The following is a 25,780-nucleotide window of genomic DNA, read 5'->3' on the forward strand; positions in this document are numbered from 1 at the left end:
AACGGGGCGGCAACCCCCACGAGGCGGCCCGCCTGTGGGGCCAGGCGATCGACGCGTACGGCCGCGCCGGCGGGGTCGAGCCGCGTGGGCGGGTGACCGCGCTGCTCGGCCTGGGGCGGGCGCTGGCCGTGACGGGCCGGCTGGCCGAGGCGCGGCTACGGCGTGCCGAGGCGATCACCGTCGCCGAGTCCACCGGAGACCCCCTGCTGATCCAGGAGGCCCTGGCTGGCTTCGACGTGCCCGCCAGTTGGACGCGCAACGACGACGACCTGCTCTCCGGGCACATCGTCCGAGCCGCCGAACACGCCCTGACCGCGCTCGGCCCGATCGGCTCGGCGCAGCGCAGTCGGCTGCTGAGCACCCTCGCGTTGGAGCTGCGCGGCACCACCACCGATCGTGGCCGCCGCGCCGCCGTCGAGGCCGAGACGACCGCCCGCGACATCGGCGACCCCGGGCTGTTGGCCTTCGCGCTCAACGCCCGCTTCATGCACGCCTTCCACCGCGTCGGTCTTGCCGACGCGCGGGCCCGGATCGGCGTGGAACTGGTCGAGTTGGCCGCCCGGCACCACCTGGTGACCTTCGAGGTGCTCGGCCACCTCGTCCTGGTCCAGGCCAACTGCGCGCTGGCGGACCGGCCCGCCGCCGACGCGCACGCCCGCGCCGCCGACCGCCTCGCCGAACGGTACGAGCTGCCGTTGGTCGGTGTCTTCACCCGGTGGTACGCCGCACTGCGCCTGGCCCTTGACGGCGAGTCGGACGCGGCGGCGCAGGCGTACCGCTCGGCGGCCGACCGGGTGAGCGCCGACAGCATGCCGGGGCTGACCCAGGGGTTGCTCCCGCTGGCCCTGCTCGGCCTGCGGTTGGCCGACACCATCGGCGCCGACCGGCCGACCATCGGGCTCGGCGCTGCCGACCGGCCGACCACGGGGCTCGGCGCTGCCGACTGGGCGGACCTGGACTGGGGGCCGCACGAACCGTGGGTCCGGCCGTTGCTGCTGCTCGCCGCCGACGACCGGGACGCCGCCGCGGCCGCCCTGCGGGCGCTTCCCGAGGGGCCGCACGATCTGCTGCGTGAGGTGCGGCTCTGCCTCGTCGGTCGGGCGGCGCGCGCCCTCGACGACCGGGCGACGATGACGCGGGTCCACGCCGAGCTGCTGCCGGCCGTCGACGAGCTGGCCGCCGGCAGTGGGGTGCTCACCGTCGGCCCGGTGGCCGGGCACCTCGCCGACCTGGCCGCCGCGATGGGCCGGCACGAGGAGGCGGCCGAACACCGTCGTACGGCCCGTGCGGTGACAGCGCGCGCCCGCGCCACCGCCTGACCCTCGCCCGCGGGCACCGCGACTTGCCGGTTTCCGCCGGAACCCACCGGCCGGTGCGGTCAGATGGAACCACCGGCGCGTCCACCGTCGGCCGTGGTCCGAGGGGGTGTACGCGTGGAGGCGCTCATCCTGATCGTGGTGCTCGGCGTCACCGTCCTCGTCGGCACCACCCTCGGCGGTCGGTACCGGGTCGCCCCGCCGGTCCTGCTCATCGCGTTGGGCGTGCTGCTCGGGCTCACGCCGCCGCTGTCCGAGGTCACCCTGGAACCCGATCTGGTCCTGCTGATCTTCCTGCCGGCGATCCTGTACCGGGAGAGCCTCACCATCAGCCTGCGGGAGATCCGGGCCAACCTGCCGGTGATCGGGTTGCTCGCCGTGGTGCTGGTGGTGCTCACCATGGTCACTGTGTCGTTCGCCGCGCAGGCGTTCGGGGTGAACCCCGCTGCCGCCTGGGTGCTCGGCGCGGTCCTCGCGCCGACCGACGCCGCCGCGGTCACCGGCCTGGCCAAGCGGTTGCCCCGTAAGCTGCTCACCACCCTGCACGCGGAGAGCCTGATCAACGACGGCACCGCGCTGGTGGTCTTCGCGGTGGCAGTGGGTCTGCTCAGCCACAGCGCCAGGCCGGGCGTGCTGGGCATCGGTGAGGAGTTCGTCGGCGCCAGCGTCGGGGGCGTGGTCGCCGGTCTGCTGGTGGGGGCCGCCGTGGTGCTGATCCGCAAGCGGCTCGACGATCCGTTGCGCGAGGGCGCGCTCAGCGTGCTGACCCCGTTCGGCGCCTTCCTGCTCGCCGACGCGGTGCACGCCAGCGGTGTGCTGGCGGTGGTGGTCGCCGGCCTGGTGCTGGCCTACGCCGGCCCACGGGTGATCCGCGCCCGGTCCCGGGTGCTGGCGTACGCGTTCTGGGACCTCTCCACGTTTCTGATCAACGGCGGGTTGTTCGTCCTGCTCGGCACGCAGATTCCCCGCTCGGTGCGGAGCATCACCAGCACCTCGCCCGAGCGGGCGCTGCTGATCGTGCTGGTGGTCACCCTGGTCGTGATCGGCACCCGCCTGCTCTTCGTCTACCTGACCGCGCAGTCGGCGCGGCTGCGGCGCCGGCGGATAACGGACCCGAGCCAGGGGCCGTCCGCCTGGCGGGTGGGGACCGTCGCGGGCTGGTCCGGTTTCCGGGGCGCGGTCTCGCTGGCCGCCGCCCTGGCCGTCCCGACGGTGATGGTCGACGGTCAACCGGTGGTCGAACGGGATCTGATCATCTTCGTCACCGCGCTGGTGATCGTGCTGATCATGCTGCTTCAGGGCACCACCCTGCCGTTGGTCGTGCGCTGGGCCGGGCTGAGCGGCGACCCGGAACGCGTCGACGAGGCCCGCAACGCCCGGCGGCGGGCCACCGAGGTGGGCCTGGCCGCTCTTCCCCAGGTCGCCGCGGAGATCGGTGCCCAGAATGAATCGGTGCGTCGGCTGGAAGCCGAGTACCGGCGGCATCTGGAGGACCTCGACGAGAGCGGTGGGAGCACCGCCGAGGAGCGCCGCCTGGAACGCCGACTGCGCCTCGGCGTTCTCGCCCACAAGAGGCGGGAGGTCACCCGGCTGCGCGACAACCGGGAGATCGACGACCTGGTGCTCCAGGAACTTCAGTCCGCGCTGGACAACGAGGAGATCCGGCTGCTGGGGCGCGGGCCCAACGAGTGACCGCCGGCAACCCGTCGGGCCGCGCGGCTCAGAGCACCTGGTCGAGGAAACGGCGAAGCCGCGGATGCTCGGCCCGCTCGAAGATCGCCTCGGGTGGGCCGGCCTCCAGCACCACGCCCCGGTCCATGAAGGCGACGGTGTCGGCGACCTGCCGGGCGAAGCCCATCTCGTGGGTCACCACCACCATGGTCATGCCGGCGGCGGACAGGTCGGCCATCACCCCGAGGACGCCCTTGACCAACTCCGGGTCGAGCGCCGAGGTGGCCTCGTCGAAGAGCATCACCTCGGGCCGCAGCGCCAGCGCGCGGGCGATCGCCACCCGCTGCTGTTGACCACCGGAGAGCTGCGCCGGCCGGGAGTTCGCCTTGCCGGCCAGCCCCACCAGCTCCAACTGGGCCCGGGCGACGGTCTCCGCCTCGTCCGCACCGAGCTTGCGCAGCCGCCGCAGCGCCAGCGTGACGTTGCGCAGCACGCTCATGTGCGGAAAGAGGTTGAACTGCTGGAACACCATGCCCACCCGCTGCCGCAGCGCGTCCGGGTCGTCGCCCAGCACGCTGCGCCCGTCCAGCAGCACGTCGCCCCGGTCCGGTTCGATCAGCCGGTTGATGGTGCGCAGCAGTGTGGACTTGCCCGACCCGGACGGCCCGATGACGCAGGCCGTCGCGCCTCGCGGCACCGAGAGGTCGACGCCGCGCAGCACCCGGTTCGGTCCGAAGGCGAGGTGCACGTCGCGTACGTCGAGGCTGACCGAGGTCGTCGTGGCGGTGGTCATCGCCGATCTCCTTCCGTCGCGGCGTACGACGCGATGTCGTCGTCCTCTTCGGTCGACGCGGTGGCCGGCCGGCCGTTGCGCAGCCGCCGGTCGATCCAGTTCACGACGTGCGTCAGCGGGACCGTCAACGCCAGGTAGCAGAGCCCCGCCAGCAGCAGCGCCGACTCGTTGCCGGTGGTGGCCGCGTAGTCCTGCCCGATCCGGAACAGCTCCCGCTGGCTGGCCACCAGGCCGAGGAAGTAGACCAGGCTGGAGTCCTTGATCAGTGCGATGAGCTGGTTCACCCAGGCCGGCAGCACCCGCCGGATGCCCTGCGGAATGATCACCAGCCGCATCGCGTCGGCCCAGGAGAAGCCGAGCGCCCGGGCGCCCTCCAACTGGGCGGCCTCCACCGACTGGATGCCCGAGCGGAAGATCTCTCCGATGTACGCGGCGGCGATGAGCGACAGCGCCAGGATGCCCAACGGGTAGGGATCCGGCCCCCAGACCTGCATGCCCAGCGGGGCCAGCCCGACGCCGATCAGCAGGATCGTCGCCGCGGCCGGCAGCCCCCGGAACACGTCGGTGTAGACCCGCGCCGGCCAGCGCAGCCAGCGGCTGCGGGAAATCCCGGCGACGGCCAGCAGCAGGCCCAGCACCGAGCCGAGCAGGGCGGCGGAGACCGCCAGGATCAGCGTGTTGGGCAACCCGACGGTCAGCATCTCGGGCAGCGCCTCGCGCATCGCGTCCCAGTCGAAGAAGGTCTCCCACAGGGTGCTCAACGGATCCATCGGTGGCTCCTCCTCCCGCCCTGCTCGCTCGTCACCGGCTCAGGACGCGGTCGACGCGGACGCCGACGGCACGGCCGTAGCGGACGCCGACGGCGCGGTCGACGCGGACGGGGCCTTCACAGTGCCGCTGCCCGGTGTGAAGTCCGCCGGGATCGGCCGGCCCGGGTAGTACTGCGCCTGCAACCGGCTCCAGGTGCCATCGGCGATGACCTCGTCGAGGCCCTTGTTCAGCGCCTCGCGCAGCTTGTCGTTCCCCTTGGCCACGGCGTACGCGGTAGGTGCCGGGCTGAGCTGCTTGGCCGCCACGGTGATCTTGCCGTTGCTGTCGGTGGCCGACTTCTCGCCGATCTCCGCCGGGGCGATCCAGGCGTCGGCGGTGCCCGCCTTGAGCTGGTTGATCGCGCCGTTGTAGTCGGGCACCCGCACCGGGTTGAGCTGCTTGCCGGTGGCGTAGTCGTCCTGGACGGTGCCCTGCACCACCACGACCCGCTTGCCGGCGAGCTGGTCGAAGCCGGTGATCGGCGAGCCGGCCGGGACGTCCAGGCCGAAGTAGCCGAAGTCGTAGCCGTTGCCGAAGTCGACGGTCTTCCTGCGGGCCTCGGTGATGGTGATCGAGGAACTGCCCACGTCGAACTTGCGGTTGTTGACCTGGCTGAGCAGCGCGGAGAAGTCGGTGCCGACGAACTCGACAGTGAGACCGAGCTTGCCGGCCACGGCGGTCAGCAGGTCGTTGTCGAAGCCGGTGAACTTGCCGTCCTTGAGGTACACGTTCGGCGGGGCGTCGGTCAGCGTTCCGGCGCGCAGCACGCCGGCCTGGGCCAGGCCGTACGGGTTGGCGGTGGCGTCGGACGAGCTGTCGTCGCCGCAGGCGGTGAGGGCGGTGGCGGCCAGGATCGTGGCCGCGCCCAGGGCGGCGGCGCGGGTCAGGGCAGGAAGGAATCGCACGGGTGTCTCCGAAGGGTGGTGTCTCGGCGCGCACGGACGTGCGCCACCGACGGTGCGCCCGATGGGCGTACCGGTGGGAAAGGAGCTCGGGAAGGGGGTGCTAGAGCGCGGTGCCGCGACGACAGGCGGCGCTGCACATTCGCATCATGTCCACGTGCCGTCGCCGGATCAGTGCGGGCGAGGGTCGACCGGTGCGGGAGTCCGCGACGTCGGTCGGTGGGGTGGTGCTGAGGATGCGCATGGTTCTCCCGGGTCTGTGCTGACCTGGGTGCCAGGCCACGCTTGCACCGACGTCCTGCCGGTGCCTGGTCTTCACCCGGGGCACCCCACCGCGGAGGAGGGTTGCCGGCCAGCGAGCCGGGGCTTCGCGCTGGCGCTCATGACCTGCGCCGAGGCTAGCAGCAGGAACGGGTGGATCGTCCAGTCGTTATGACCACGCTCACTGTGCGCGACGGACCGTCGACTCGCAGGTCAGCCGGCGTGCACGTGCGGTCGACGGTGCGGGTCGGGCTCCTGGCGGCGCAGGATCTCCCGGGTCACCGAGGCGATGGCGCCCTGTCCGAACGCCAGGTAGCGCAGGAAGTTGCGGGTTGGGCCGCCCTCGGACCACTCGAAGTAGATGTGGGGGCGCCGACGGCTGCGGTCGCGGATCTCCAGCAACAGAGCGGCGAGCGCGGTGGGCACCGACGAGCTGGCCAGGCTGAGCACCGGGAAGCGGTCGTCGGCCACGCTGCCCCGGACCAGCAGCTCCGTCTCGAAGTCGGAGGGGTCGGTGACAGTGACCTCGACGAAGATGACGTCGCCGTCGTTGGGGAAGTCGTTGTCCGCCATGGTCTGGGCCAGCTTGGCGCGGTACTCCGCCTCGTCGCGGCGGTCGGGTTCGTGTGCGATGAGGCGGATCCGTCGTCCGGCGCGTTCGTCGATCATCCGGGCCGCGGCGTGGTCCAGTTCGACATGGTCGACGCGCAGCTCGTAGGCCCGCATCAGCCGGGACAGCACCGACACCAGGATGATCCCGCCGATGAAACAGGCCGCGATCTTGACGCCGCTCGGGCGCTCCACCACGTTCGCCACTGTGGTGTAGACGAAGATCACCGCGATGACTCCGAACGCGATGGTGCGACCGCGCTGACGCTGCCGCTGCGCCGCGAGCGTCACCGCTGTCGCGGCCGAGGTGATCAACACCAGGACCCCGGTGGCGTACGCGCCACCCTGCGCGTCCACGCTGGCCTCGAAAACGATCGTGATCAGGAACGCCACGGCGGTGAAGACCAGCACCAGCGGCCGGACGGCTCGGGCCCAGGTCGGCGCCATGCCGTAGCGGGGCAGGTAGCGCGGCACGAGGTTGAGCAGACCAGCCATCGCCGATGCCCCGGCGAACCAGAGGATTCCGATGGTGGACAGGTCGTAGACGGTGCCGAACACCTCGCCGAGGTGGGCGTGTGCCAGGTAGGCCAGCGCGCGCCCGTTCGCCGGCCCGCCCGGCTGGAAGGCCTCCGGCGGAATGAGCACGGTGGTCGTCACGCTGCTGGTGATCAGGAAGACGCTCATGATCACCGCTGCGGTGGTGAGCAGCCGGCGGGCGCCACGGATCCGGCCCAGCGGTCGTGCCTCCGAGTCCTGCGGGTCACCCCGTACGCTCGGCATGACCGCCACCCCGGTCTCGAAGCCGGACAGGCCCAACGCCAGCTTCGGAAAGACCAACAGCGACAGCCCGACCACCAGCCACGGATCGCCGTGCCCGGTGGTCAGCATGGTGGTCCAGTCGCCGACCGCGCTCGGGTGCGTCGCCACCCGCCACAGCGCGTCGGCCACCACCACCGCGTTCAGCGTCAGGTAGACCGCGACGAGGACGACGGCGATCCCGATGGCCTCGGTGAATCCCTTGAGGAACACCGCGCCCAGCAGCGACACCAGCAGCAGCGTGACCAGCACCTCGTGACCCTTGAGCCCGCTCGGCCAGAACGGGTTCTCGTCGATGTGCGCCGTCGCGTCGGCGGCCGAGAGGGTGATGGTGATGATGAAGTCGGTGGCCGCGAAACCGAGCAGCACCAGCACCAGCAACTTGCCCGGCCAGTAGCTCAGCAGGCGTACCAGCATCGCGATGGAACCCTCACCGTGCGGGCTCTCCACCGCCACCCGCCGGTAGACCGGCAACGCCCCCAGCAGGGTCACCAGCACCAGCACCAGGGTCGCCACCGGTGAGAGCGCCCCGGCGGCCAGCGCCGCGATGCCGGGCTGGTAACCCAACGTGGAGAAGTAGTCGACCCCGGTCAGGCACATCACCTTCCACCACGGGTGGTGCCGGTGCTCCGGCGGCCGCCCGTGCGGCCCCGGGTGCTGCACGGCCTGGTCCGAGCCGGCGTCGAGCAGCCACCCCCGCAACCGGCCGCCGCGTCTGTCGACAGTCACCGGCGCGTCCCCCGTCATCCCGCCCACGGTCACCGTGAGTATCCGCCCGACGGGCCGCCCCCGTCCGCCGGTGCGCGGAACCCAGCCGACGCCACGGCGGGTTTCAGGGCCCAGGACAGGGGGGAAGCAGCGCCCCGGGCTGGATGGGACGGCACCGGGGGAGGGGACAGGGCATGGTCGGCGGCCGTCGCTTCCGCCCGGGTGGTGGCTTCGGCCGCCAACTCGACGAGTACGAGACGAGGGTCGGTGTGGCGCCGTCCACGGAGTCGCCCGCCGCGTCCCACGGCGGCCTGGTGGACAGCGCGGTCTACATCCGGGGGCACCGGTTCGCCTCGCCGTCCGGCCTCGCCGAGACGTACCGCTGCCTCCAGGAGCAGGACGGCGCGATGGCCTGGATCGGGTTGTACCGGCCCGACATCGAGCAGATCACCTCGCTGGCCCGGGAGTTTCGGCTGCACGACCTGGCGGTCGAGGACGCGATCAACGCCCACCAGCGGCCCAAGCTGGAGCGGTACGGGCACACCCTGTTCGTGGTGCTGCGCGCCGCCCGCTACAACGACCTCCGGGAGGAGGTCGAGTTCTCCGAGCTGCACCTGTTCATCGGGCCGGGCTTCGTGGTCACCGTCCGACACGGCGAGGCGCCCGACCTGGCCGCGGTGCGTCGGCGGCTGGAGACCGAGGCGCAGATGCTCGCCCGGGGGCCGGAGGCGGTCCTGTACGCGATCCTCGACCAGGTCGTCGACGGGTACGCGCCGGTGGTGGCCGGACTGGAGAACGACATCGACGAGATCGAGACCCAGGTGTTCGGTGGCGACCCGAACGCCAGCCGCCGCATCTACGGGCTCAGCCGCGAGGTCATCCAGTTCCAGCGGGCCGCCCGCCCGCTGCTCAGCGTGCTCGACGCGCTGGCCGACGGCGCCGGCAGCGCCAGCGCGGACGAGGAGCTACGCCGCTACCTGCGCGACGTGATCGACCACCTGACCCAGGTGGTGGAGCGGGTGGACAGTTTCCGGCACCTGTTGCAGAACATCCTCACCGTCAACGCCACCCTCGTCTCGCAGCAGCAGAACGAGGAGATGCGCAGCCTCACCGCGGCCAGCTACAGCCAGAACGAGGAGCTGAAGAAGGTCTCCTCCTGGGCGGCGATCCTCTTCGCTCCCACGCTCATCGGCACCGTGTACGGCATGAACTTCGTCCACATGCCCGAGCTGAACTGGCGCTTCGGCTACCTCTTCGCGCTGCTGTTGATGCTGCTGGTCTGCGGCACCCTCTATGTGATCTTCAAGCGTCGCGGCTGGCTCTGAGCCGCGCGGCCGGGATCACTCGATGCCGCGCAGGATGTGCCGTTCGTCCTCGACGTCGTCGTCGCCGGCACCGATGCGGCCGAGCAGTACGGCGGCCGCCCAGATCGTCAGTGGCGTGGCCGCCCCGGTCATTCCGCCGCCGGTCCGGTCGTCCCGGGTCTGGCTCCGCTCCGTGCGCGGTGGCCTGCGCTGAGCCTGCATGGGCCCTGCCTCTCCTCGTCGAAGCCGCCGTGGGCGGCGCGGGGTGACCCCGCGCCACACCGGATGGGCGGACCGCCTGTGAGCAGCCCACCACCGGTACGACAGCCACTCGAACCTTCCCACGCCCGGCCGCATCCGCACCGCTTGTTTTCGGGTTTCCGACTGTCGCCCGCCAAACCGGACATTACGCCTCGACGGTCGAGGCGCGGTCAAGGCAGCGGGTGGGCGATGCCGCGTGCGTGATCGGTGAGCGCCGCGCCGACCACTGTCGCGGCCAGCGGCAACACCTCCAGGCAGCGGCGCACCGCGGCGGCCATCAGCGTGTTCGGCACCCGCATGGAGAGCGTGCAGTGCGGCACCCACCGCCCCGGCTGGTAGTGCTCGGCGAGGGCGATGCCGGCGGCGGCGAGCCGGTCGTGCACCAGCCGGTGGTGCGCCAGCAACTCCGGCGTGGGCGCCGGGCCGAGCCAGAGCACCCGACCGACGAACTGGCCGGCGTGCTGGAAGTCGAGCCGCAGCGGGGCGGCCACCACCGTCCCCTGTAGCGCCTCGGCGACCTGCTCCGGGTCAAAACGGGGCGCCACCATGAGCGAGACGTGCGGACGATGGCGCTGCTCCAGCAGCGAGCGCATGCTCTGCACCCCCTCGGCCTCCAGCGCGTCCCAGAGCACCCGGATCCGGCGGGTGGCGTCCGGGTCCAGGTACAACTCCACCGCGGCGACCATTCGATCACCGTAGCCGCCGAGGTTTGCGCGCCCTGGTCCGGCGGTACCTGTTCGGAAACCGACCAGGAAGGCGTACCCGTGGACGTGAGTGACCTGCTGACCGAGGCGTACGACCGGCTGCCCGACCTCGTCCGCGCGGCCGTCGACGGCCTCAGCCCCGAGCAACTGCGCCGGCAGCCCGGGCCGGGCGCCAACTCGGTCGGCTGGCTGGTCTGGCACCTCACCCGGGTGCAGGACCACCACGTCGCCGACCTGCTCGACGCCGAGCAGATCTGGGTGAGCGGCGACTGGGCGGGTCGGTTCGGGCTCGCCGCCGACCCCGACAACACCGGCTACGGGCACTCGCCCGCTCAGGTCGCTGCCGTGCGGCCGGAGAGCGCGCAGGCGCTGATCGACTACTACCAGGCGGTCGCGGCGCGTACCGGAAGCTTGCTGGCCGGCCTGGGACCGGCGGACCTGGACCGCGTGGTCGACGAGGGGTGGGATCCGCCGGTCACCCTCGGAGTCCGGTTGGTCAGCATCGTCGACGACGACCTGCAACACGTGGGCCAGGCCGCCTTCGTCCGCGGCCTCATCCAGGCCGACTGAACGCCGGTCTCACGGCACGATCACCGCCCGGCCCTCCAGGGTCCCGTCGCGCATCTGGCGGTACGCGTCCAGGGCGCCTCCCAGTGCGAAGGTTGTGGTCTTCGGGCGGACCAGGCCCCGGGCACCCAGGTCGAGTACCTCCACCAGCTCGGGGCGGCTGCCCCAGTAGGTGGTCGCGATACTCACCTCGTACGGCACGGAGAAGAACGACACCCCCAGGGTGCCGCCGCCGATCCCCACGATGGTCAGGTCGCCCACGGTGCGGGCCGCCGCCACGCCGAGCGCCAGGGTGGTGTCCGTGCCAACGAAATCCAGCACCACATCGGCGCCCCGCCCTCCGGTGGCGTCCCGGATCTCCTCGGCGGCGGCCGGTCCGGACGTCACGGTGCGGTCGGCGCCGCACTCCTCGGCCAACCGCAGCGCCTCGGCTCGGGTGTCCACGGCGATCACCCGCGCGGCGGTGGTGGCCTTGAGGATCTGCACACCCACATGCCCCAGCCCGCCGACCCCGATCATCACGGCCGTGCTGCCCGGTGGCAGCTTCGGCCAGGAGCGTCGGATGGCGTGGTACGGGGTAAGTCCCGCGTCGGTCAGCGGTGCGGCTTCCGCCGGATCCAAACCCTCCGGAAGAGGCACGACGTGCCGCGCATCCGGGACCAGCTCGAACTCGGCCATTCCGCCGTCCAGTCCGAGCCCGCCGCCGCCGCTCGGTACCGGCGCAGCGGACGGGTTCTCGCAGTACGGGTCGACTCCGACCCGACAACGGGCGCAGGTGCCACAACCCCATGCGCCGAACACAGCGACCGGTTGCCCGACGGAAAGCCCGGTCACACCGTCGCCGAGGGCGTGCACCCAGCCGGCGTTCTCGTGCCCGAGCGTGAAGGGTGGGTTCCAGGGCATCGTGCCCGGCTCGAACTCGTCCATCAGGTGCAGGTCCGAATGGCAGGCGCCGGCACCGCCGATCCGCACCACCACCTGACCCGGCCCGGGCGTCGGGTCGGGAACCTCGACCAACTCCGGCTCCGATTTCCACTCCTTCAACCGCAGCGCGCGCATACCGGTGCTCCCGTCCGTCTCGGCTGAACCACTGGCCTGCCCACCTCGTCCCAGAGCAAACAGGCCGACGCCAGGGCAGATCTGGCACCTCACCCTCTTCGGGTGAGCCGGGCTCACCCCGGCGCGGGTGATCCTGCGGGAAACCGTGGGGAGGGGACCCGATGGGCGCTACGGCGGAGCAGTACCTGCGACAGCTGGACACCGGTCGGCGGCCCGACCTGCCGGAGACCACCGCGGGGACGCTGCGGCTGGATGTCCGTGACGACGGCAGCACCGATCACTGGTACCTGACCATCGCCGATCAACGGGTCCGGGTGACCCGCTCGGCGGACGACGCCGAGCTGGTGGTGCGGGCCGACCGGGCGGTCTTCGACCGGATGGCCCGCGGTGAGCTGCACCCCGGCGCGGGCCTGTTGCGCAACGAGCTGACCGTGCAGGGCAACATGCAACTGCTGATGCTGCTGCGGCGGATCTTCTCCGGGCCGGACGGCGCCCGTCACCCGCACGAGCTGGGCCGGGCCGCGCTGGTTGGCCGGGCCGCGACGACCGCTCGGAATGAGCGGTCGTGAAGCAGGAACTGGTGCACGTCATCGCCGGCAATCTCTTCGCGATCAGCGACGCCCAGGGCGACATCGAGGTCGATCCGCAGGCCCCGCTCGGACTCTTCGCCTACGACACCCGGTTCCTGTCCCACTGGGTGCTCAGGATCGACGGTGAACGGATCAACGCGCTCTCCCGCGACGACCTCACCTACTTCGAGACCCGGTTCTTCCTGGTCCCCGGTGCGGCGAGCCACTACGTCGACGCCGACGTGTCGATCATCAGGCACCGCTCGGTGCACGACTGCTTCCACGAGAACCTCACAGTGCTCAACCACTCGTCGCAGCCCGCCGAGTTCACCGTCCGGGTGGAGATGGCCAGCGACTTCACCGACATCATCGAGGTCGGGCAGCTCCGGCAGCGGGCCGTCGAGGTCAGCGCCGACTCGGCGAACCAGCAACTCGTGCTGCGCTACCAGCGGGACCGGTTCGTCCGGGAGACCACAGTGCGCAGCACCGTCCCCGCCGAGGTGGACGAGCGGGGGATGACGTTCCGGATCCGGATCGCGCCCGACGGCAAGTGGGAGACCGACCTGCACGTCAGCGTGACCATGGGCGGCGAGGACGGCCGGGATCTCCGCGCCGACCTCCAGTCGCACCAGCAGATTGTGCGGACGGGGATGCGCGAGGACCTGGCGCAGTGGCTGGACCGGGCACCGCAGCTGGTGGCCGAACGCAAGGGCCTGGAGGAGCTCTACCAGGGCAGCCTCGCGGACCTGGCGGCGCTGCGCTACAGGCCGCTGTCGTACCGCGAGCGGGTGCCGATCGGTGGTCTGCCGTGGGCGATGGGGTTGTGTGGACGGGACGCCCTGATCACCTGCCTCCAGACGATGGCCTTCACCCCCGAACTGGCTCCCGCGACGCTACGGATGCTGGCGCTCATGCAGGGCGGCCAACTCGACGACTCGCTGGACGAGGAGCCCGGCAAGATCCTGGCCCAGCTCCGGTACGGCGAGACGGGGGCGTTCAGCGACCGGGCGAGCGCGCTGTACTACGGCGCGGCGGACACCACCCCACTCTTCGTCGTACTGCTCGACGAGTACGAGCGCTGGTCCGGTGACGCGGACCTGGTCCGCGAGCTGCGCCACCCGGCCCGGATGGCGCTGGACTGGATCGACGAGTACGGCGACCTGACCGGGGACGGCTACCTGCGCTACCAGCGTCGCAACGAACGCGACGGCACGATCAACCAGTGCTGGAAGGACTCCCCGGACGCCATCGTCGACGCCCACGGTCGGCAACCCGCCTTCCCCCGCGCCACCTGTGAGTTGCAGGGCTACGCGTACGACGCGAAGCGGCGTGGCGCTCGGCTGGCCCGGGAGTTCTGGGGCGACCCCACGTACGCCGACCGGTTGGAACGGGAGGCGGCAGCGCTGAAGGAGCGCTTCAACCGGGACTTCTGGCTGCCACACGGGGAGTACTACGCGTTGGCGCTCGACCCGTACGGCGAACCGGTCGACGCGCTGGCCTCCAACATCGGGCATCTGCTCTGGAGCGGAATCGTCGCGGACGACCGTGCGGAGGCGGTCGCCGAGCACCTGGTCGGGCCGCGACTGTTCAGCGGGTGGGGAGTACGGACGTTCGCCACGGGGCAGCGCGCGTACAACCCGGTGGGCACGCACCTGGGCGCGGTGTGGCCGTCGGACAACGCGCTGATCGCCGCCGGGTTGCGCCGCTACCGCCTCGACGTGCAGGCGGCCCGGATCGCCGACGGCATCTTCGACATGGCGCAGACGCTCGGTGGCGCGACGCCGGGAGTGATCGCCGGGTACGAGCGCGACCTGACGACCTACCCCGTCCAGTTGACGACGAGCTGCCGCCCGCAGGCGTGGTCGTCAGGGGCGTTGCTGATGCTGCTCGGCACCATGCTGGGCCTGCGACCCACCGGCGACAACCTGCTGGTGAACCCGGCGGTGCCGGAGGGGTTCGGTCGGCTGGAACTGCTGGACATCCCGGGCCGTTGGGGTCACTCCGACGCCTACGCGAGAGACCGGAGCACCGAACGCCGGCGCCGCCTGCGCTGAGGCGGTGCGGCAGCGCTCGGCCCGGCGACGGTCGACGTCGGGGTCAGCCCATCGTCTTGGCGCCGTCGATGGACTCCCGCAGGATGTCGGCGTGCCCGGCGTGCTGGGCCGTCTCGGCGATCAGGTGCAGCAGCACCCGGCGGACCGTCCAACTCGCCCCCGGCTCGAACCAGGGCGCCTGCGGCAGCGGGTGCGCCGCGTCCAGGTCGAGGGTGGCGACCAACTCGTCGGTCTGGGCGGCCACCGCCTGGAAGCGCTCGACCAGCCCGGCGAGGGTCTCGCCCGGCAACATCTGGAACTGACCGACCCAGTCGATCTCCTCGCGGCCCATCGCCTCCGCGCCGTCGACGGCGAAGAGCATCCACCGGCGCTCGACGCCGGACACGTGCTTGATGAGGCCACCGAGGCAGAGCCCGCTGACGGTGGGGCGGCTGGCCGCCTGCTCGTCGGTGAGCCCGTCGACCGTCTGCAAGAGGAAAGCGCGGTGCCTGCGCAGGCTCTGCAGGAGGTCGGTGCGCTCACCGGTGAGCTGCTCAGTGCTGGTCATGCCGCCACCCTTCGTTGATGTCCACCCGGTGCCACCGTAGGGCGAGGCACCGACACTTTCGGGCACGACACCAGCTCCGACCGAAGAACCGCCAGCGGTTGCCGATCCGCGCCCGTGGCGGTCCACTGAATGACATGGGTGTGATTAAGGTGGGCACGTCGTCCTGGGCGGACCAGTCGCTGCTGCGCTCCGGGTGGTACCCACGCTCGGCAAGCACGCCGGCCCGTCGGCTGGGCTTCTACGCCAGCCAGTTCCCGATGGTCGAGGTGGACACGTCCTACTACGCCATCCCGGTGCCGGAGACGACCCAGGGCTGGGTGGACGCCACACCTGACGACTTCACCTTCGACGTCAAGGCGTTCAGCCTCTTCACCGGTCACCCGACACCGGTCGCCGTGCTGCCCCGGGACCTGCGACCGGCCAGCGGCCCGAGCCGGATCCGCCGCCGGGACCTGCCGGAGCCGGCGTACGACGAGCTGTGGGCCCGGTTCCGCGCGGCCCTCGACCCGATCGCGGCGGCCGGCAAGCTCGGTGTGGTGATGTTGCAGTTCCCGCCGTGGCTGGTGCGCAGCCCCGCAGCTGAACGCCGGATCATCGAGCTGGCGCAGCGCTGCCGGCCGTGGCGGGTCGCTGTGGAGCTGCGGCACGGCTCCTGGTTGGACGACGACGTGGCGGCGGACACTCTGGATCTGCTACGCGCCCACGACCTGTCGCTGGTCTGCGTCGACATGCCACAGGGGCACCCGTCGTCGGTGCCACCGATCCTGACCATGACGGCGGAACCGGCGATCGTCCGGTTCCACGGTCACAGCGACGCCTGGGGCGAGGGCGACAAGCAGGAGAAGTTCCGGTACGCGTACGCCGAGAACGAGCTGCGGCACTGGGCCGGACGGCTGGCCGAGTTCGCCGATCTCCCCGACGAACTGCACGTGTTGTTCAACAACTGCTGCGCAGGGCAGGCCCAGCGCGACGCCACCCGGCTGGCGCAACTGCTCGCCGAGACCATGGTCGTCGAGCAGGCCGTCCCGGCGACCGGCTGATCGCGGCACGGGCTGCCCGGCCGGACGCCGGTCCGCTCAGGACCGTCGTCCCCGGCTGCGCAGGGCGTCCTGGGTCGACTCGCCGATGTCCGCGTCGTCGGGGAAGCTCCGGCCGCTGGGGGCGGGATCGGGTGGGGCACCCGGTCCGGCCATCGTCGTACGGGTCGGCTCGACCGAGCCGAAGCCGTGCCGTCCCGCCGGGTCCGACCGGCCCGCCGGAGCACCCGCGCGTCGCTCGCCGCGCCGTCCCTCGGGCACCGCGGTCTCCTCGCTGCCCTCGTCCATCGGTGAGTCGTCGGCCGTGCCCCAGGGCGCGTCGGCGTCGAAGCCGTCGCCGGTACCCCACGGCTTGGTCGCTTCCGGCTCCAGCCGGTCGTTGTCCCCGCTGCGTCCCTTGTGCGCCGTCATGGCCACCCCGCTCGTCGGTCCGCCGCCAGCGGCGGACGATGTGCCGTCCTCGGGCCCGGACCGCCCGCCCGAGCGCGGCGCACGACATGTCGCCGGCACGCCGCCGCGCACGTGGCATCCGTTGTCGCTCCGGTGCGCGCGTAGGGCCGGCCAGCGCCCCGCCGTCGAGGTGGCGGCGGGACGACGACCGGCCCGACGTTCAGCGTCCGGCCATCGCCATCGGCCGCTTGCCGTTGCTCATCCCCGCCATCTTGATCATGGTCTTCGAGGCGCCCTTTATCCCACCGGTGCGACCGAGCATCCCGCGGAACACCTGTCCGGGCTTCTGCTGCTCACCCATGTACGCGGTGACCACGACCAGCGTCCCGGTCAGAGCCGGAATGGCCCACTGGAGCAGCTTCATCTGCCGCTGCGACGAGGCCACACTGGCCGGGGTCTGGTGGTTCGGCTCGGTGGCGCCGCTCACCGACGGCCCGCCGGCCTTCTCCAGCCGCATTCCGACCAACCGGCTGTAGCCGGTGACCGCCAGCGCGCCGATGGTCAACGCCGTCTTGATGGCGCTGGCCCGGCCTACGCCGGACTGGGCCGCCACCCGTGGGCTCTCGGTCACCAGCTCGCCGACGGCGCCGGCCAGGTGGGCGCCGATCGCGGCCGCGTTGACCGGGGTCCACTTGGACCATCCGGCCGAGGCGACCGGGAGTCGCTGGGTCGAGTCGCTGATTTTCGCCGCTGCGCCGTTGACACCGAAGGCACCCATGAGGGAGCCGCCAAACCAGGCCGCCAGGCCCAGATCGTGCATCGAGCGCAGTGCGGTGTGCCGTTCGGACATGTGATCCCCTTCCGCCGTGTCGGGCGGTGCGGCTTACCCGCCGGTCGGGCGGCTAACCCCGCCCCGGGCGGGCCGATCCGCGCCCTGGAGGGCCGCTACCGGACATCCCTGGCGTCGGCGGGTCGATCTGCCCCGAGCAGGAGTCACTCGCCCGGTGGTGGGTAGATCCCGAGCGACGCCGACGAGAGGGGAACGCGATGTCACAGCCGGACGAGAGCCGGGAGAAGACCCCCAAAACAGACGCAGTGCTCATGCACCCCGACAACGACCCACACCGGAACACCGCAGAGGTCGCACCCCGCAAGGAGCACGCCGAGATTCAGGTGGAACGCGACGGTGAACTGGTGCCGCTGGACCAGGACGAGTGAGCCGACCGACCGGTACGGCTCAGCGGGGCGGCAGGTCGCCGACGAAACCGGCGATCCGCCGCGCCAGCGGGATGCTGGCGCGGACCCAGGTGAAGTGGTCCAACGTCGTACCGGCCTGCGCCACTGTGTACCGCTCCCGGGTAACGGGGGCGTCGGCGAGCTTCGCGCAGAGGTGGTCCATGGTCTCGTGCGGGGTGAACTGGTCGTCGTCCACACTGACGGCCAGCACCGGGGTCCGCACCGCGCGGACGGCGGCCTCGGTGTCCGTACCGTCGAGCTGGGGGAATCGGCCGGTTCGCGCGGTGTGGGCCCAGTCGCGGATCACGCCGCGTGCCTGCCGACCGCCGAAGCCCCAGCCCGGCCAGACCCCCAGCAGCGCCGCCGTGGCGGCGATCCCCTGGGTGTAGGGCAGTACGCCGAGGCCGCGCCGGCCCGGGTAGCTCCGCCAGTACGGGATGCCGACCGCCACCAGCGCCAACCCGTCCACCTCGTCGCTGCCGTGCAGGGCGAGGTGCAGCAGCGCGGCCTGCCCGCCGAGCGAGTGCCCGAGGAGCAGTCGGGTGCGTCCGTCCAGACGTGGCTTGAGGGCGGCCAGGACGGCGCCGACGTCGTCGGCCAGTTCGGCGTAACCGTGCCGGTCCGCCCGACTCGGCGCGGGCGTGCTCGCCCCGGTGCCGCGCAGGTCGGCCACGACCACTGCCAGCCCGGCGGCGCGCAGCGCGGCGGCGAAGGGCCGGTAGTACCGGGCCCGGACCCCCATCGCGGGCCAGATCACGACCACCGGCGCGGCCGACACGCCGTCCGGTTCCGGATAGACCTGCACACCCAACCGGCCACCGTCGACGTCGACGTACTCCTGCGCGTACTCCGGGTCCCCGTTCATCGGCCCAGACTACGGCCTGACGTTACCGGCGGGTAGCAGCAGACCTTTGGGGTCCACGACAGCGGTGGGCAGACGTGCCGCGCGCTCGACGGACGCGACGGAGGGCCCCGCCGAACGGCGAAGCCCTCCGAAGGACGCTGCGGTCAGGAGACCGAGATCGCCCCGTTGGTGGCCCGCACGCAGGCCACCGAACGGGCGCTGGTGGAGGCCGCGCCGCTCAGGCACTGGCCGAGCACCTGGTGCCCCGTGGCGTTCGGGTGCCACGACTCCTGGCAGGTCTGGAAGTAGGTGACGCAGGTGTTGGCGATGCGCTGAATGGCGATCTTGTCCTTGCCGGCGAGGCTGGTGACGAAGGTGCCGGTCGCACCGTCCTGAAGCCGGATCGGAGTGGCCAGCGCGCCGCTCGGGCTGCTGGTCTGCTCGCAGAGCCGGGCACCGTTGAAGGCCTGCTGCACGTTCAGGTACACCAGCTCGTCGGCGGGGAACTCGGCGGCCAGAGTGTCCCGGGTGGACTTCACGATGCTGCCCAGGCCCTGGGAGAAGCGGTGCCCCGGCGCCAGGCTGGCCCGGTGGATCGGGCAACCGCCCGCGTACCGCTCGGCACCCAGGTCACGGAACTTGTCCCGGGTGTCGTCCCGGCTGTCCTCCTCGTGGAACTGCGGGTTCAGGTCCAGCGGCAGCGGGTTCGTGTAGTCCTGGAACACCACCCGGTGCTGCCCGTCCGCGTCCACCTGGTCGAGGGTGGTCAGGATCTGGCGTACGGCCGCGGTGGTCTCGGCGGTCGCGGCGCTCAGCTGCGCGGCGGTGGCCAGGTCGGCGTCGCTGCACGGCTTCTGCTCCACCGGCCCGTTCAGGTACGCCCAGAACTCCCACCAGCCGGTCCAGGCGTCGGCGATGAACCGGTTGGCGCACTTCTCCGCGACACTGCCGAAGGTGAACGAGCTGTTGTTGGAGCCGAGGCCGACCAGCACCAGGTCGATGTCCTGGGTCTGCGCGACGGCGCGTAGCTGACTCAGCTGCGAGGCGACCGTACGACCGTTGGTCCGCGCCTGGGAGGCGTTGGCGATGTCGTGTGGCTGACCGCCGGAGCAGGCCAGGTTGAACCGGTTCTGGATGCCCGGCAGGTTGGCCTGGTTGAGCGAGGCGTTCGCCGAGCGGTGGCAGAAGAACGCGTTGTTGTTCGCCGCGGTCCAACCGGGGAAGCCCTGGCTGACTCCGTTGACGTCGACGACCGGGGTGTACGCCCCGGCGCCCTCGCCACTGATGAAGCTGTCCCCGAGTGCCACCGCGGCGGTGGGCAACGCGGCGGACGCGGGTGCGGGCAGCGCGACGGCGGTCGACAACGCGGCCATGGCGATCGTTAGTCCCGCGGCGAGCGCGGTACGCCGGAACCTGGGCATGGGGCCCCCAACCATCGAAAGATGAAAGATTCTCTGAGAGCGCGATCAGATCACCCCGGCGCGACAGGCGTCAATGGCCCGTAACAGATTCGTTCGACGAAAGACATGCGCCCGTAGGCATGGCGGGCTACCGCGTCGAGATAGGACCCGCGCTCCGGGTTGTCGACCGCCCCTCGGCGTGGAGTCAGCGACCGGCCGGGCGGCCGCGGCGGTGCAACAGGGCCGCGCCCACGGCGTTCAGCCCGACACCCCAGATCAGGAGTACGCACAGCCACTGCACCCACCCCAGCGCGCTCATCTCGCCGGACAGCAGGTTGCGCACGCTGCCGAACGGGGTGAGCCACGGCTGCGCCGGACGGAGCGCGTCCACGGCACCCAGCAGCGCGAACAGCCCCAGCGGCAGGATGATCGTGGCCAGGAACGCCAGCGCCACCGAGCGCAGCAACAGGCCCAGCCCGGTGCCCACCAGGCCGGCGACGACCTGCACCAGCACACTGCCCACCGCGACTGTCCCGGCGAACCGCCACGGCGCGTCGGCGACGTCGGCCGGGGTGAGGGCCAGCGTCGCGGCGCAGATCAGCACGCCGACCACGCCGATGACGACCGCCGGCAGCCCCACCGCGAGCACTGTGGGCAGAACCCGGAGGCCGATGGGCGCCCGGCGCTGGTCGCGTACCAGCAGGATGCCGAAGAGCGGGGTCGCGACCGACATCAGGCTCTGCACGGTGCCCGAGAGTTCGGCGAAGGTCCGGTCGGCGGGATCCGCTGCCGCGACCAGCGCCACGGCGGCCAGCAGCCCGGTCACCAGGGTGCCCACCAGCAGCCACCGCCGGGCCGGCGTGCCGAGGGAGCGCCGCAGCGCGTCGCGAATCGTCTCGTCCACCTCGACCGCCTCCCGATCTCCTCGACCCGGTCCGGCGTGCACCCCGCGCTCAACCGGCCGCGATCATGGCTGAGCGTACCGGTGGCGGTGTCTCTGCGTGGTCCCATGATCACGCGGCGGCTGTTCGTTGGCTCACGTCCGGAGGGGCGCGCGCGGCGGGTCGCGTAGGTCCTCCGGTGGTTGTCCTAGCCTCGGGCTAGGCTCGCTGCGGCGCGCCACGCCGGCTGATGTCGCCGGTGACCGGCAGCACACCGCCGAGACCGGGGAGTACGACCAGTTGACCGCAGAGCCTGACACCCTGTACGGGGCCGATGACCTCACCCACCTTGAGGGGCTGGACGCTGTCCGCAAGCGGCCCGGCATGTACATCGGTTCCACCGACAGCCGTGGCGTGGGTCACCTCGTCAACGAGATCCTCGACAACTCCACCGACGAGGGTGTGGCCGGTCACGCCAGCCACGTCGAGGTGATCCTGCATGCCGACGGCTCCGTGCAGGTCGACGACGACGGCCGCGGCATCCCCACCGACGTGCACGCCAAGTCCGGCATCTCCGGCGTCGAGCTGGTGCTGACCCGGCTGCACGCCGGCGGCAAGTTCGGCGGCTCCGGCTACAAGACCTCCGGCGGTCTGCACGGCGTCGGCGCATCGGCGGTCAACGCGCTGTCCCGCCGCTTCGACGTGACCGTCCGCCGGGCCGGCAAGATCCACGCGATGTCGTTCCGGCACGGGGTCCCGGGCATCTTCGACGGCGACGGGCCGGACGCCCCCTTCACCGCCGGCCCCGGGCTCCAGGTGACCGGTGCCATGAAGCGCGGTCAGCGCACCGGCACCTCGATCCGCTGGTGGCACGACGCCCGCTACTTCGAGACCGGCGCCGCGCTCGACGTCGACGCCGTCCGGATGAAGCTTCGCAACACCGCGTTCCTGGTCCCCGGCGTGACCTACCTGCTGCGCGACCTGACCGGTGAGGCGCCCGCCGAGGAGCGGTTCCACTACCCCAACGGGCTCAGCGACATGGTGGAGTTCCTCGCCCCGGCCGGCGACCGCCCGGTCTCCGGCACCCTGCTGGTCAACGGCGAGGGCACCTACCGGGAGAACGCCGCCGACGCCAACGGCGTCATGCAGTCCAACGTGCAGCGGCGCGCCGAGGTCGAGGTGGCGTTCCGGTGGGGCACCGGTTACGAGCGCACCGTCGAGTGCTTCACCAACACCATCCGCAACGCGCACGGCGGCACCCACCGCAAGGGTTTCGAGCGGGCGCTCGTCCGCGCGCTCGCCGACGCGATTCGCAACACCCGCGGTCTGCTCAAGGCCAAGGAGGAGCCGCCCACCCTGGACGACGTCCTGGAGGGGATGACGGCGGTGGTGCACGTGCGGATCCCCGAGCCGCAGTTCACCTCGCAGACCAAGGACGAGCTCTCCACCACCGGCATCACCAAGGTTCTCCAGTCCCTGGTCGACGCGCACATCAAGGCCTGGCTGGAGGACCGGCGCACCAAGGCCGAGGCGCGCACCGTCCTGCAGAAGATCGTCGACGCCGCCCGGGTGCGACTCACCCAGAAGCAACAGAAGGACGCCGCCCGGCGCAAGACCGCCCTGGAGGGCGCGTCCATGCCGCCGAAGCTTGTCGACTGCCGGGCCACCGGCATCGATCGCAGCGAGTTGTTCATCGTCGAGGGCGACAGCGCATTGGGGACGAGCCGGATGGCCCGTTCCTCGGAATACCAGGCGCTGCTGCCGATCCGCGGCAAGATCCTCAATGTGCAGAAGGCCAACCTCCAGCAGGTTCTGGACAATGCCGAGTGCGCGGCCATCGTGCAGGTCCTCGGCGCCGGCTCGGGGCGCACCTTCGACCTCTCCGCGCTGCGCTACGGCCGTGTGCTGATCATGGCCGACGCCGACGTGGACGGCGCCCACATCCGTACGCTCCTGATCACCCTGTTCGCCCGGTACATGCGGCCGCTGATCGAGGCCGGTCGGCTCTACGCCGCGATGCCGCCCCTGCACAAGATCACCACCAAGGGGCGCAGCCCGCAGACCGTCTACACCTACACGCAGGCCGAGATGGAGACGACGGTCCGCAAGCTGGAGAAGGCCGGCAAGCAGATCGTCACGCCCATCCCACGGTTCAAGGGTCTCGGTGAGATGGACGCCGACGAGTTGTGGGACACCACGATGAACCCGGCCACCCGGGCCGTCCGTCGGATCACCCTCGATGACGTCGACGCCGCCGAACGCATCCTCGAACTGCTGATGGGCGAGAAGGTCGAGCCGCGTCGCAACTGGCTCATCGACTCCGCCGACCGCGTCGACCGGGATGCGATCGACGCATGAGCGCCCGTTCCGTTCCAGTGGAGAGCTGAGTCATGGCACGCCGTAAGGAAAACAAGGTCGACCTCTCCTCGTTCGACCAGGCCGGCGCGCGGGTGTTCGACAACCCGCTGGTCACCGAGGTTTCCGACTCCTACCTGGAGTACGCGTTCTCGGTCATCCACTCCCGAGCCCTGCCCGACGCCCGCGACGGCCTCAAGCCCGTGCACCGCCGCATCCTCTGGTCGATGTACGAGCAGGGCTACCGCCCCGACCGTGGGCACGTGAAGTCTGCCCGAATTGTCGGCGATACAATGGGTAAGTACCATCCGCACGGGGACACGGCGATCTACGACGCCATGGTCCGCCTCGCGCAGGACTTCTCCCTCAACGTGCCGCTCATCGATGGGCATGGAAACTTTGGGTCACCGGACGACGGGCCGGCAGCCTCGCGTTACACCGAGGCGCGGATGTCCCGCGAGGCCATGCTGCTCGTCGGTGAGCTGGGCGAGGACACGGTCGACGTCGAGCCCAACTACGACGGGTCGCTGACGCAGCCGACCGTGCTGCCGGCGGCCTTCCCCAACCTGCTGGTCAACGGCGCGTCCGGGATTGCGGTCGGGATGGCCACCAACATGATCCCGCACAACCTGGCGGAGGTCGTTTCCGCGGCCCGCTGGTTGATCAACCACCCGGACGCCACTCTGGACAAACTCATGGAGTTCGTCCCCGGCCCCGACCTGCCCACCGGTGGGGTGCTGCTCGGGCTGGACGAGGTGCGCCGGGCGTACGAGACCGGGCGTGGCGTGGTGCGGATGCGCGGCAAGGTGGAGATCGGCCCGATCGAGGGCAGCCGGGGCCGTCAGGCGATCACAGTGGTCGAGCTGCCCTACGGCGTCGGTGCGGAGAAGGTCATCGCCGCGATCACCAACGAGGTCACCAAGACCAAGCGGCTGACCGGCATCGCCGACGTCAAGGACCTCACCGACCGGGAGAGCGGCACCCGGCTCGTCGTCGAGTGCAAGGTCGGGGTCAACCCGCAGGCGCTGCTCGCCGACCTCTACCGGCTGACCCCGCTGGAGCAGTCGTTCGGCGTCAACAACCTGGTCCTGGTCGACGGGCAGCCGCGCACGCTGGGCCTCAAGGCGCTGCTGGAGGTCTTCCTGGCCCACCGGTACGAGGTGGTCACCCGGCGCACCTCGTACCGCCGGCGCAAGCGTCAGGAGCGGCTGCACCTGGTCGACGGTCTGCTGATCGCGCTGCTGGACATCGACGAGGTGGTCCGGCTGATCCGGGGCAGCGACGACGCGCAGGCTGCGAAGGACGGGCTGATGAGCCGGTTCGGCCTCTCCGACATCCAGGCCACGTACATCCTGGACACTCCGTTGCGCCGGCTGACCAAGTTCGACCGGATCGAGCTGGAGGCCGAGCAGGAGCGGCTGCGCGCCGAGATCGCCGAGCTGAGCAAGATCCTTGACGACGAGCGGGTGCTCCGGAAGGTGGTCTCCGACGAGCTGGCGGCCGTGGTCAAGCAGTTCGCCACCGAACGTCGTACGACGCTTGTCGACGGTGACCTGAAGGAGGTGCTGGCCGCGTCCGCGCCGGCCGGCCCGCTGGAGGTCGCCGACGACCCGTGCCAGGTGATCCTCTCCGCGACCGGGCTGGTCGCCCGAACCGCTGCCGAGTCGGAGGAGAGCTCCGAGGGGCGCCGACGCAACGGCCGGGTCAAGCACGACACGGTACGCGCCATCGCGCACTCCACCGCCCGTGGTCGGGTGCTGCTGTTGACCAGCGCCGGTCGGGCGTTCAAGGTCGACGTCCTGCCGCTGCCGGTGCTGCCCGAGCAGGCGGGCACTGTGTCACTGCGTGGCGGTATGTCCGCGGCCGAGCTGGTGCCGTTGGCGGCGGGGGAGACCGTCGTCGGCCTGGCTCCGCTGGGCGGGCAGGCGGAGGGCTCACCGGGGCTGGCGTTGGGCACCCGGCAGGGCGCGGTGAAGATCTGCTCGCCGGAGTGGCCGGTGCGCTCCGACGAGTTCGAGGTGATCGGTCTGCGAGACGGTGACGAGGTGGTCGGGGCGACCTGGCTGACCGACGGCACCGAGACGCTGACCTTCGTCACCTCGGAGGCGTCGCTGTTGCGCTTCCCCGCCGGGTTGGTCCGGCCGCAGGGCCTCAAGGGCGGCGGGATGGCCGGCATCAACCTGCCGGCCGGGGCGCGGGTCGCGTTCTTCGGCGCGGTGCGCACCGACGATCCGGGGCACGGCGAGCCGATGGTGGTCACCTCCACCGGCGCGACGGTCAAGGTGACGCCGTTCAAGGCGTACCCGGCGAAGGGTCGGGCGACCAGCGGCGTGCGTGCGCACCGCTTCCTCAAGGGTGAGACGGACGTGGCCGTCGCCTGGGTGGGCCCGCGACCGGTCGGCGCGACCGCCACCGGCGACCCGGTGGAGCTGCCTGCGGCGGACCCACGCCGTGACGGCAGCGGCTTCGCGGTGATGCTCGGCCCGACGGTGGTAGGCCACCTGATCGAACGCGACTGACCCACCCGCGTTGTCGGGCCGTCCCCGGGGCCGGCCCGACACATGCGGTCCGAAGATCGTGCTCGATCCTGGAAGTAGTGGCATCACCGACGCGGTGATGCCACTCGATCCTGGGTCGAGCACGATCATGCGGGGTGGGGTCTCCGCCAGCACGGTAGGGTGGTGCG

At 71.4% G+C, this 25,780-nt stretch carries 23 protein-coding genes, 1 pseudogene and 1 riboswitch; of the genes and pseudogenes, 10 read left to right on the plus strand and 14 right to left on the minus strand.

The genetic code is table 11. The features are described from left to right. Both GUI43_RS24375 and GUI43_RS24380 read left to right on the plus strand, forming a co-directional pair. A pseudogene (locus GUI43_RS24375) lies at nt 1-1,319 on the plus strand (SARP family transcriptional regulator); the annotation flags it as partial. 114 nt (nt 1,320-1,433) lie between these two features. Beyond that, on the plus strand, nt 1,434-3,008 hold the full coding sequence (locus tag GUI43_RS24380) for a Na+/H+ antiporter (RefSeq protein WP_181518460.1): 1,575 nt from the start codon (nt 1,434-1,436) through the stop codon (nt 3,006-3,008). A gap of 28 nt (nt 3,009-3,036) precedes the next feature. Here the strand turns inward: GUI43_RS24380 and GUI43_RS24385 are convergent, their stop codons facing one another. The 5 genes from GUI43_RS24385 to GUI43_RS24400 form a co-directional block, all read right to left on the minus strand. Beyond that, nucleotides 3,037-3,780 (minus strand): amino acid ABC transporter ATP-binding protein, encoded by a 744-nt coding sequence (locus GUI43_RS24385; protein WP_112585475.1) that lies wholly within the window; start codon nt 3,778-3,780, stop codon nt 3,037-3,039. Further along, entirely contained in the window at nt 3,777-4,550 is a 774-nt protein-coding gene (locus tag GUI43_RS24390; RefSeq protein WP_112585477.1) for an amino acid ABC transporter permease, read from the minus strand. The genes GUI43_RS24385 and GUI43_RS24390 overlap by 4 nt, the downstream gene beginning before the upstream one ends. 39 nt (nt 4,551-4,589) lie before the next feature. After that, nucleotides 4,590-5,495, minus strand: a complete 906-nt coding sequence (locus GUI43_RS24395) for an ABC transporter substrate-binding protein (protein ID WP_112601675.1) — start codon at nt 5,493-5,495, stop codon at nt 4,590-4,592. Nucleotides 5,496-5,595: 100 nt separating this feature from the next. Beyond that, nucleotides 5,596-5,736 (minus strand): hypothetical protein, encoded by a 141-nt coding sequence (locus tag GUI43_RS33975; protein WP_167457726.1) that lies wholly within the window; start codon nt 5,734-5,736, stop codon nt 5,596-5,598. 32 nt (nt 5,737-5,768) lie between these two features. After that, a riboswitch (SAM riboswitch) is annotated at nt 5,769-5,880 on the minus strand. A gap of 86 nt (nt 5,881-5,966) precedes the next feature. Continuing rightward, nucleotides 5,967-7,925 carry an amino acid transporter gene (locus GUI43_RS24400; protein WP_112601727.1) on the minus strand — a complete coding sequence of 653 codons (1,959 nt, stop codon included), beginning with the start codon at nt 7,923-7,925 and terminating at the stop codon, nt 5,967-5,969. 155 nt (nt 7,926-8,080) lie between these two features. On the opposite strand from GUI43_RS24400, the gene corA reads away from it, so the two are divergent. Then, complete coding sequence (gene corA / locus GUI43_RS24405) at nt 8,081-9,211, plus strand: magnesium/cobalt transporter CorA (RefSeq protein ID WP_112699871.1); 1,131 nt, start codon at nt 8,081-8,083, stop codon at nt 9,209-9,211. A 15-nt stretch (nt 9,212-9,226) separates the two neighbouring features. On the opposite strand, the gene GUI43_RS33555 is transcribed toward corA, so the two are convergent. Together GUI43_RS33555 and GUI43_RS24410 are read right to left on the minus strand one after the other, a co-directional pair. After that, nucleotides 9,227-9,412, minus strand: a complete 186-nt coding sequence (locus tag GUI43_RS33555; RefSeq protein ID WP_091401337.1) for a hypothetical protein — start codon at nt 9,410-9,412, stop codon at nt 9,227-9,229. 209 nt (nt 9,413-9,621) lie between these two features. Next, nucleotides 9,622-10,137 (minus strand): 2'-5' RNA ligase family protein, encoded by a 516-nt coding sequence (locus GUI43_RS24410; RefSeq protein ID WP_112585483.1) that lies wholly within the window; start codon nt 10,135-10,137, stop codon nt 9,622-9,624. 78 nt (nt 10,138-10,215) lie between these two features. Here GUI43_RS24410 and GUI43_RS24415 point away from each other — a divergent pair, with 78 nt between their 5' ends. Continuing rightward, nucleotides 10,216-10,725, plus strand: a complete 510-nt coding sequence (locus GUI43_RS24415; RefSeq protein WP_112585485.1) for a mycothiol transferase — start codon at nt 10,216-10,218, stop codon at nt 10,723-10,725. A gap of 9 nt (nt 10,726-10,734) precedes the next feature. Here GUI43_RS24415 and GUI43_RS24420 read toward each other — a convergent pair whose 3' ends face one another. Continuing rightward, the gene (locus GUI43_RS24420) at nt 10,735-11,781 is read right to left on the minus strand and encodes an NAD(P)-dependent alcohol dehydrogenase (protein WP_112585486.1); all 1,047 of its coding nucleotides are present in this window, start codon (nt 11,779-11,781) and stop codon (nt 10,735-10,737) included. 161 nt (nt 11,782-11,942) lie between these two features. On the opposite strand from GUI43_RS24420, the gene GUI43_RS24425 reads away from it, so the two are divergent. Together GUI43_RS24425 and GUI43_RS24430 are read left to right on the plus strand one after the other, a co-directional pair. After that, on the plus strand, nt 11,943-12,350 hold the full coding sequence (locus GUI43_RS24425) for an SCP2 sterol-binding domain-containing protein (RefSeq protein WP_112585488.1): 408 nt from the start codon (nt 11,943-11,945) through the stop codon (nt 12,348-12,350). After that, nucleotides 12,347-14,404 (plus strand): amylo-alpha-1,6-glucosidase, encoded by a 2,058-nt coding sequence (locus GUI43_RS24430; RefSeq protein WP_112699872.1) that lies wholly within the window; start codon nt 12,347-12,349, stop codon nt 14,402-14,404. Before GUI43_RS24425 ends, GUI43_RS24430 begins: the two co-directional genes overlap by 4 nt. A gap of 43 nt (nt 14,405-14,447) precedes the next feature. On the opposite strand, the gene GUI43_RS24435 is transcribed toward GUI43_RS24430, so the two are convergent. Then, nucleotides 14,448-14,951, minus strand: a complete 504-nt coding sequence (locus tag GUI43_RS24435; protein ID WP_112585492.1) for a DinB family protein — start codon at nt 14,949-14,951, stop codon at nt 14,448-14,450. Nucleotides 14,952-15,085: 134 nt separating this feature from the next. Between GUI43_RS24435 and GUI43_RS24440 the strand changes: the two genes are divergently transcribed. Beyond that, entirely contained in the window at nt 15,086-15,991 is a 906-nt protein-coding gene (locus GUI43_RS24440; RefSeq protein ID WP_112585493.1) for a DUF72 domain-containing protein, read from the plus strand. A 36-nt stretch (nt 15,992-16,027) separates the two neighbouring features. On the opposite strand, the gene GUI43_RS24445 is transcribed toward GUI43_RS24440, so the two are convergent. Together GUI43_RS24445 and GUI43_RS24450 are read right to left on the minus strand one after the other, a co-directional pair. Then, the gene (locus GUI43_RS24445) at nt 16,028-16,399 is read right to left on the minus strand and encodes a hypothetical protein (RefSeq protein ID WP_091401355.1); all 372 of its coding nucleotides are present in this window, start codon (nt 16,397-16,399) and stop codon (nt 16,028-16,030) included. 199 nt (nt 16,400-16,598) lie between these two features. Next, nucleotides 16,599-17,228 (minus strand): hypothetical protein, encoded by a 630-nt coding sequence (locus GUI43_RS24450; RefSeq protein ID WP_112585495.1) that lies wholly within the window; start codon nt 17,226-17,228, stop codon nt 16,599-16,601. Between the two features lie 197 nt (nt 17,229-17,425). Here GUI43_RS24450 and GUI43_RS33980 point away from each other — a divergent pair, with 197 nt between their 5' ends. Continuing rightward, nucleotides 17,426-17,596, plus strand: coding sequence for a hypothetical protein (locus tag GUI43_RS33980; RefSeq protein WP_158629581.1), 171 nt, complete (start codon nt 17,426-17,428; stop codon nt 17,594-17,596). Nucleotides 17,597-17,615: 19 nt separating this feature from the next. Here the strand turns inward: GUI43_RS33980 and GUI43_RS24455 are convergent, their stop codons facing one another. The 3 genes from GUI43_RS24455 to GUI43_RS24465 all read right to left on the minus strand — a co-directional run bounded on the left by GUI43_RS24455 (nt 17,616) and on the right by GUI43_RS24465 (nt 20,762). Then, a complete protein-coding gene (locus GUI43_RS24455; protein WP_112699873.1) occupies nt 17,616-18,479 on the minus strand; it encodes an alpha/beta hydrolase family protein in 864 nt (287 codons plus the stop codon). A 143-nt stretch (nt 18,480-18,622) separates the two neighbouring features. Further along, nucleotides 18,623-19,879, minus strand: a complete 1,257-nt coding sequence (locus GUI43_RS24460; protein ID WP_112699874.1) for an SGNH/GDSL hydrolase family protein — start codon at nt 19,877-19,879, stop codon at nt 18,623-18,625. Nucleotides 19,880-20,063: 184 nt separating this feature from the next. Then, nucleotides 20,064-20,762: a hypothetical protein gene (locus GUI43_RS24465; protein ID WP_112699875.1), complete on the minus strand. Its 699-nt coding sequence runs from the start codon at nt 20,760-20,762 to the stop codon at nt 20,064-20,066. A gap of 277 nt (nt 20,763-21,039) precedes the next feature. On the opposite strand from GUI43_RS24465, the gene GUI43_RS24470 reads away from it, so the two are divergent. After that, on the plus strand, nt 21,040-23,097 hold the full coding sequence (locus GUI43_RS24470) for a DNA gyrase/topoisomerase IV subunit B (RefSeq protein ID WP_091401367.1): 2,058 nt from the start codon (nt 21,040-21,042) through the stop codon (nt 23,095-23,097). A gap of 32 nt (nt 23,098-23,129) precedes the next feature. Further along, complete coding sequence (locus tag GUI43_RS24475) at nt 23,130-25,613, plus strand: DNA gyrase/topoisomerase IV subunit A (protein ID WP_112699876.1); 2,484 nt, start codon at nt 23,130-23,132, stop codon at nt 25,611-25,613. The last annotated feature ends 167 nt before the right edge of the window (nt 25,614-25,780 follow it).

The sequence above is a fragment of the Micromonospora noduli genome (genome assembly GCF_003264365.1).
In the GTDB taxonomy this organism is placed as follows: domain Bacteria; phylum Actinomycetota; class Actinomycetes; order Mycobacteriales; family Micromonosporaceae; genus Micromonospora; species Micromonospora noduli.

Excerpts from the sequence above, each read along its gene's own strand:
- GUI43_RS24440 (WP_112585493.1), top strand. The coding sequence starts at position 15,086 with ATGGGTGTGATTAAGGTGGGCACGTCGTCCTGGGCGGACCAGTCGCTG.
- GUI43_RS24385 (WP_112585475.1), bottom strand. The coding sequence starts at position 3,780 with ATGACCACCGCCACGACGACCTCGGTCAGCCTCGACGTACGCGACGTG.
- corA (WP_112699871.1), top strand. The coding sequence starts at position 8,081 with ATGGTCGGCGGCCGTCGCTTCCGCCCGGGTGGTGGCTTCGGCCGCCAA.
- GUI43_RS24460 (WP_112699874.1), bottom strand. The coding sequence starts at position 19,879 with ATGCCCAGGTTCCGGCGTACCGCGCTCGCCGCGGGACTAACGATCGCC.
- GUI43_RS33555 (WP_091401337.1), bottom strand. The coding sequence starts at position 9,412 with ATGCAGGCTCAGCGCAGGCCACCGCGCACGGAGCGGAGCCAGACCCGG.
- GUI43_RS24400 (WP_112601727.1), bottom strand. The coding sequence starts at position 7,925 with ATGACGGGGGACGCGCCGGTGACTGTCGACAGACGCGGCGGCCGGTTG.
- GUI43_RS33975 (WP_167457726.1), bottom strand. The coding sequence starts at position 5,736 with ATGCGCATCCTCAGCACCACCCCACCGACCGACGTCGCGGACTCCCGC.
- GUI43_RS24475 (WP_112699876.1), top strand. The coding sequence starts at position 23,130 with ATGGCACGCCGTAAGGAAAACAAGGTCGACCTCTCCTCGTTCGACCAG.
- GUI43_RS24425 (WP_112585488.1), top strand. The coding sequence starts at position 11,943 with ATGGGCGCTACGGCGGAGCAGTACCTGCGACAGCTGGACACCGGTCGG.
- GUI43_RS24435 (WP_112585492.1), bottom strand. The coding sequence starts at position 14,951 with ATGACCAGCACTGAGCAGCTCACCGGTGAGCGCACCGACCTCCTGCAG.
- GUI43_RS24410 (WP_112585483.1), bottom strand. The coding sequence starts at position 10,137 with ATGGTCGCCGCGGTGGAGTTGTACCTGGACCCGGACGCCACCCGCCGG.
- GUI43_RS24445 (WP_091401355.1), bottom strand. The coding sequence starts at position 16,399 with ATGACGGCGCACAAGGGACGCAGCGGGGACAACGACCGGCTGGAGCCG.
- GUI43_RS24420 (WP_112585486.1), bottom strand. The coding sequence starts at position 11,781 with ATGCGCGCGCTGCGGTTGAAGGAGTGGAAATCGGAGCCGGAGTTGGTC.
- GUI43_RS33980 (WP_158629581.1), top strand. The coding sequence starts at position 17,426 with ATGTCACAGCCGGACGAGAGCCGGGAGAAGACCCCCAAAACAGACGCA.
- GUI43_RS24450 (WP_112585495.1), bottom strand. The coding sequence starts at position 17,228 with ATGTCCGAACGGCACACCGCACTGCGCTCGATGCACGATCTGGGCCTG.
- GUI43_RS24455 (WP_112699873.1), bottom strand. The coding sequence starts at position 18,479 with ATGAACGGGGACCCGGAGTACGCGCAGGAGTACGTCGACGTCGACGGT.
- GUI43_RS24390 (WP_112585477.1), bottom strand. The coding sequence starts at position 4,550 with ATGGATCCGTTGAGCACCCTGTGGGAGACCTTCTTCGACTGGGACGCG.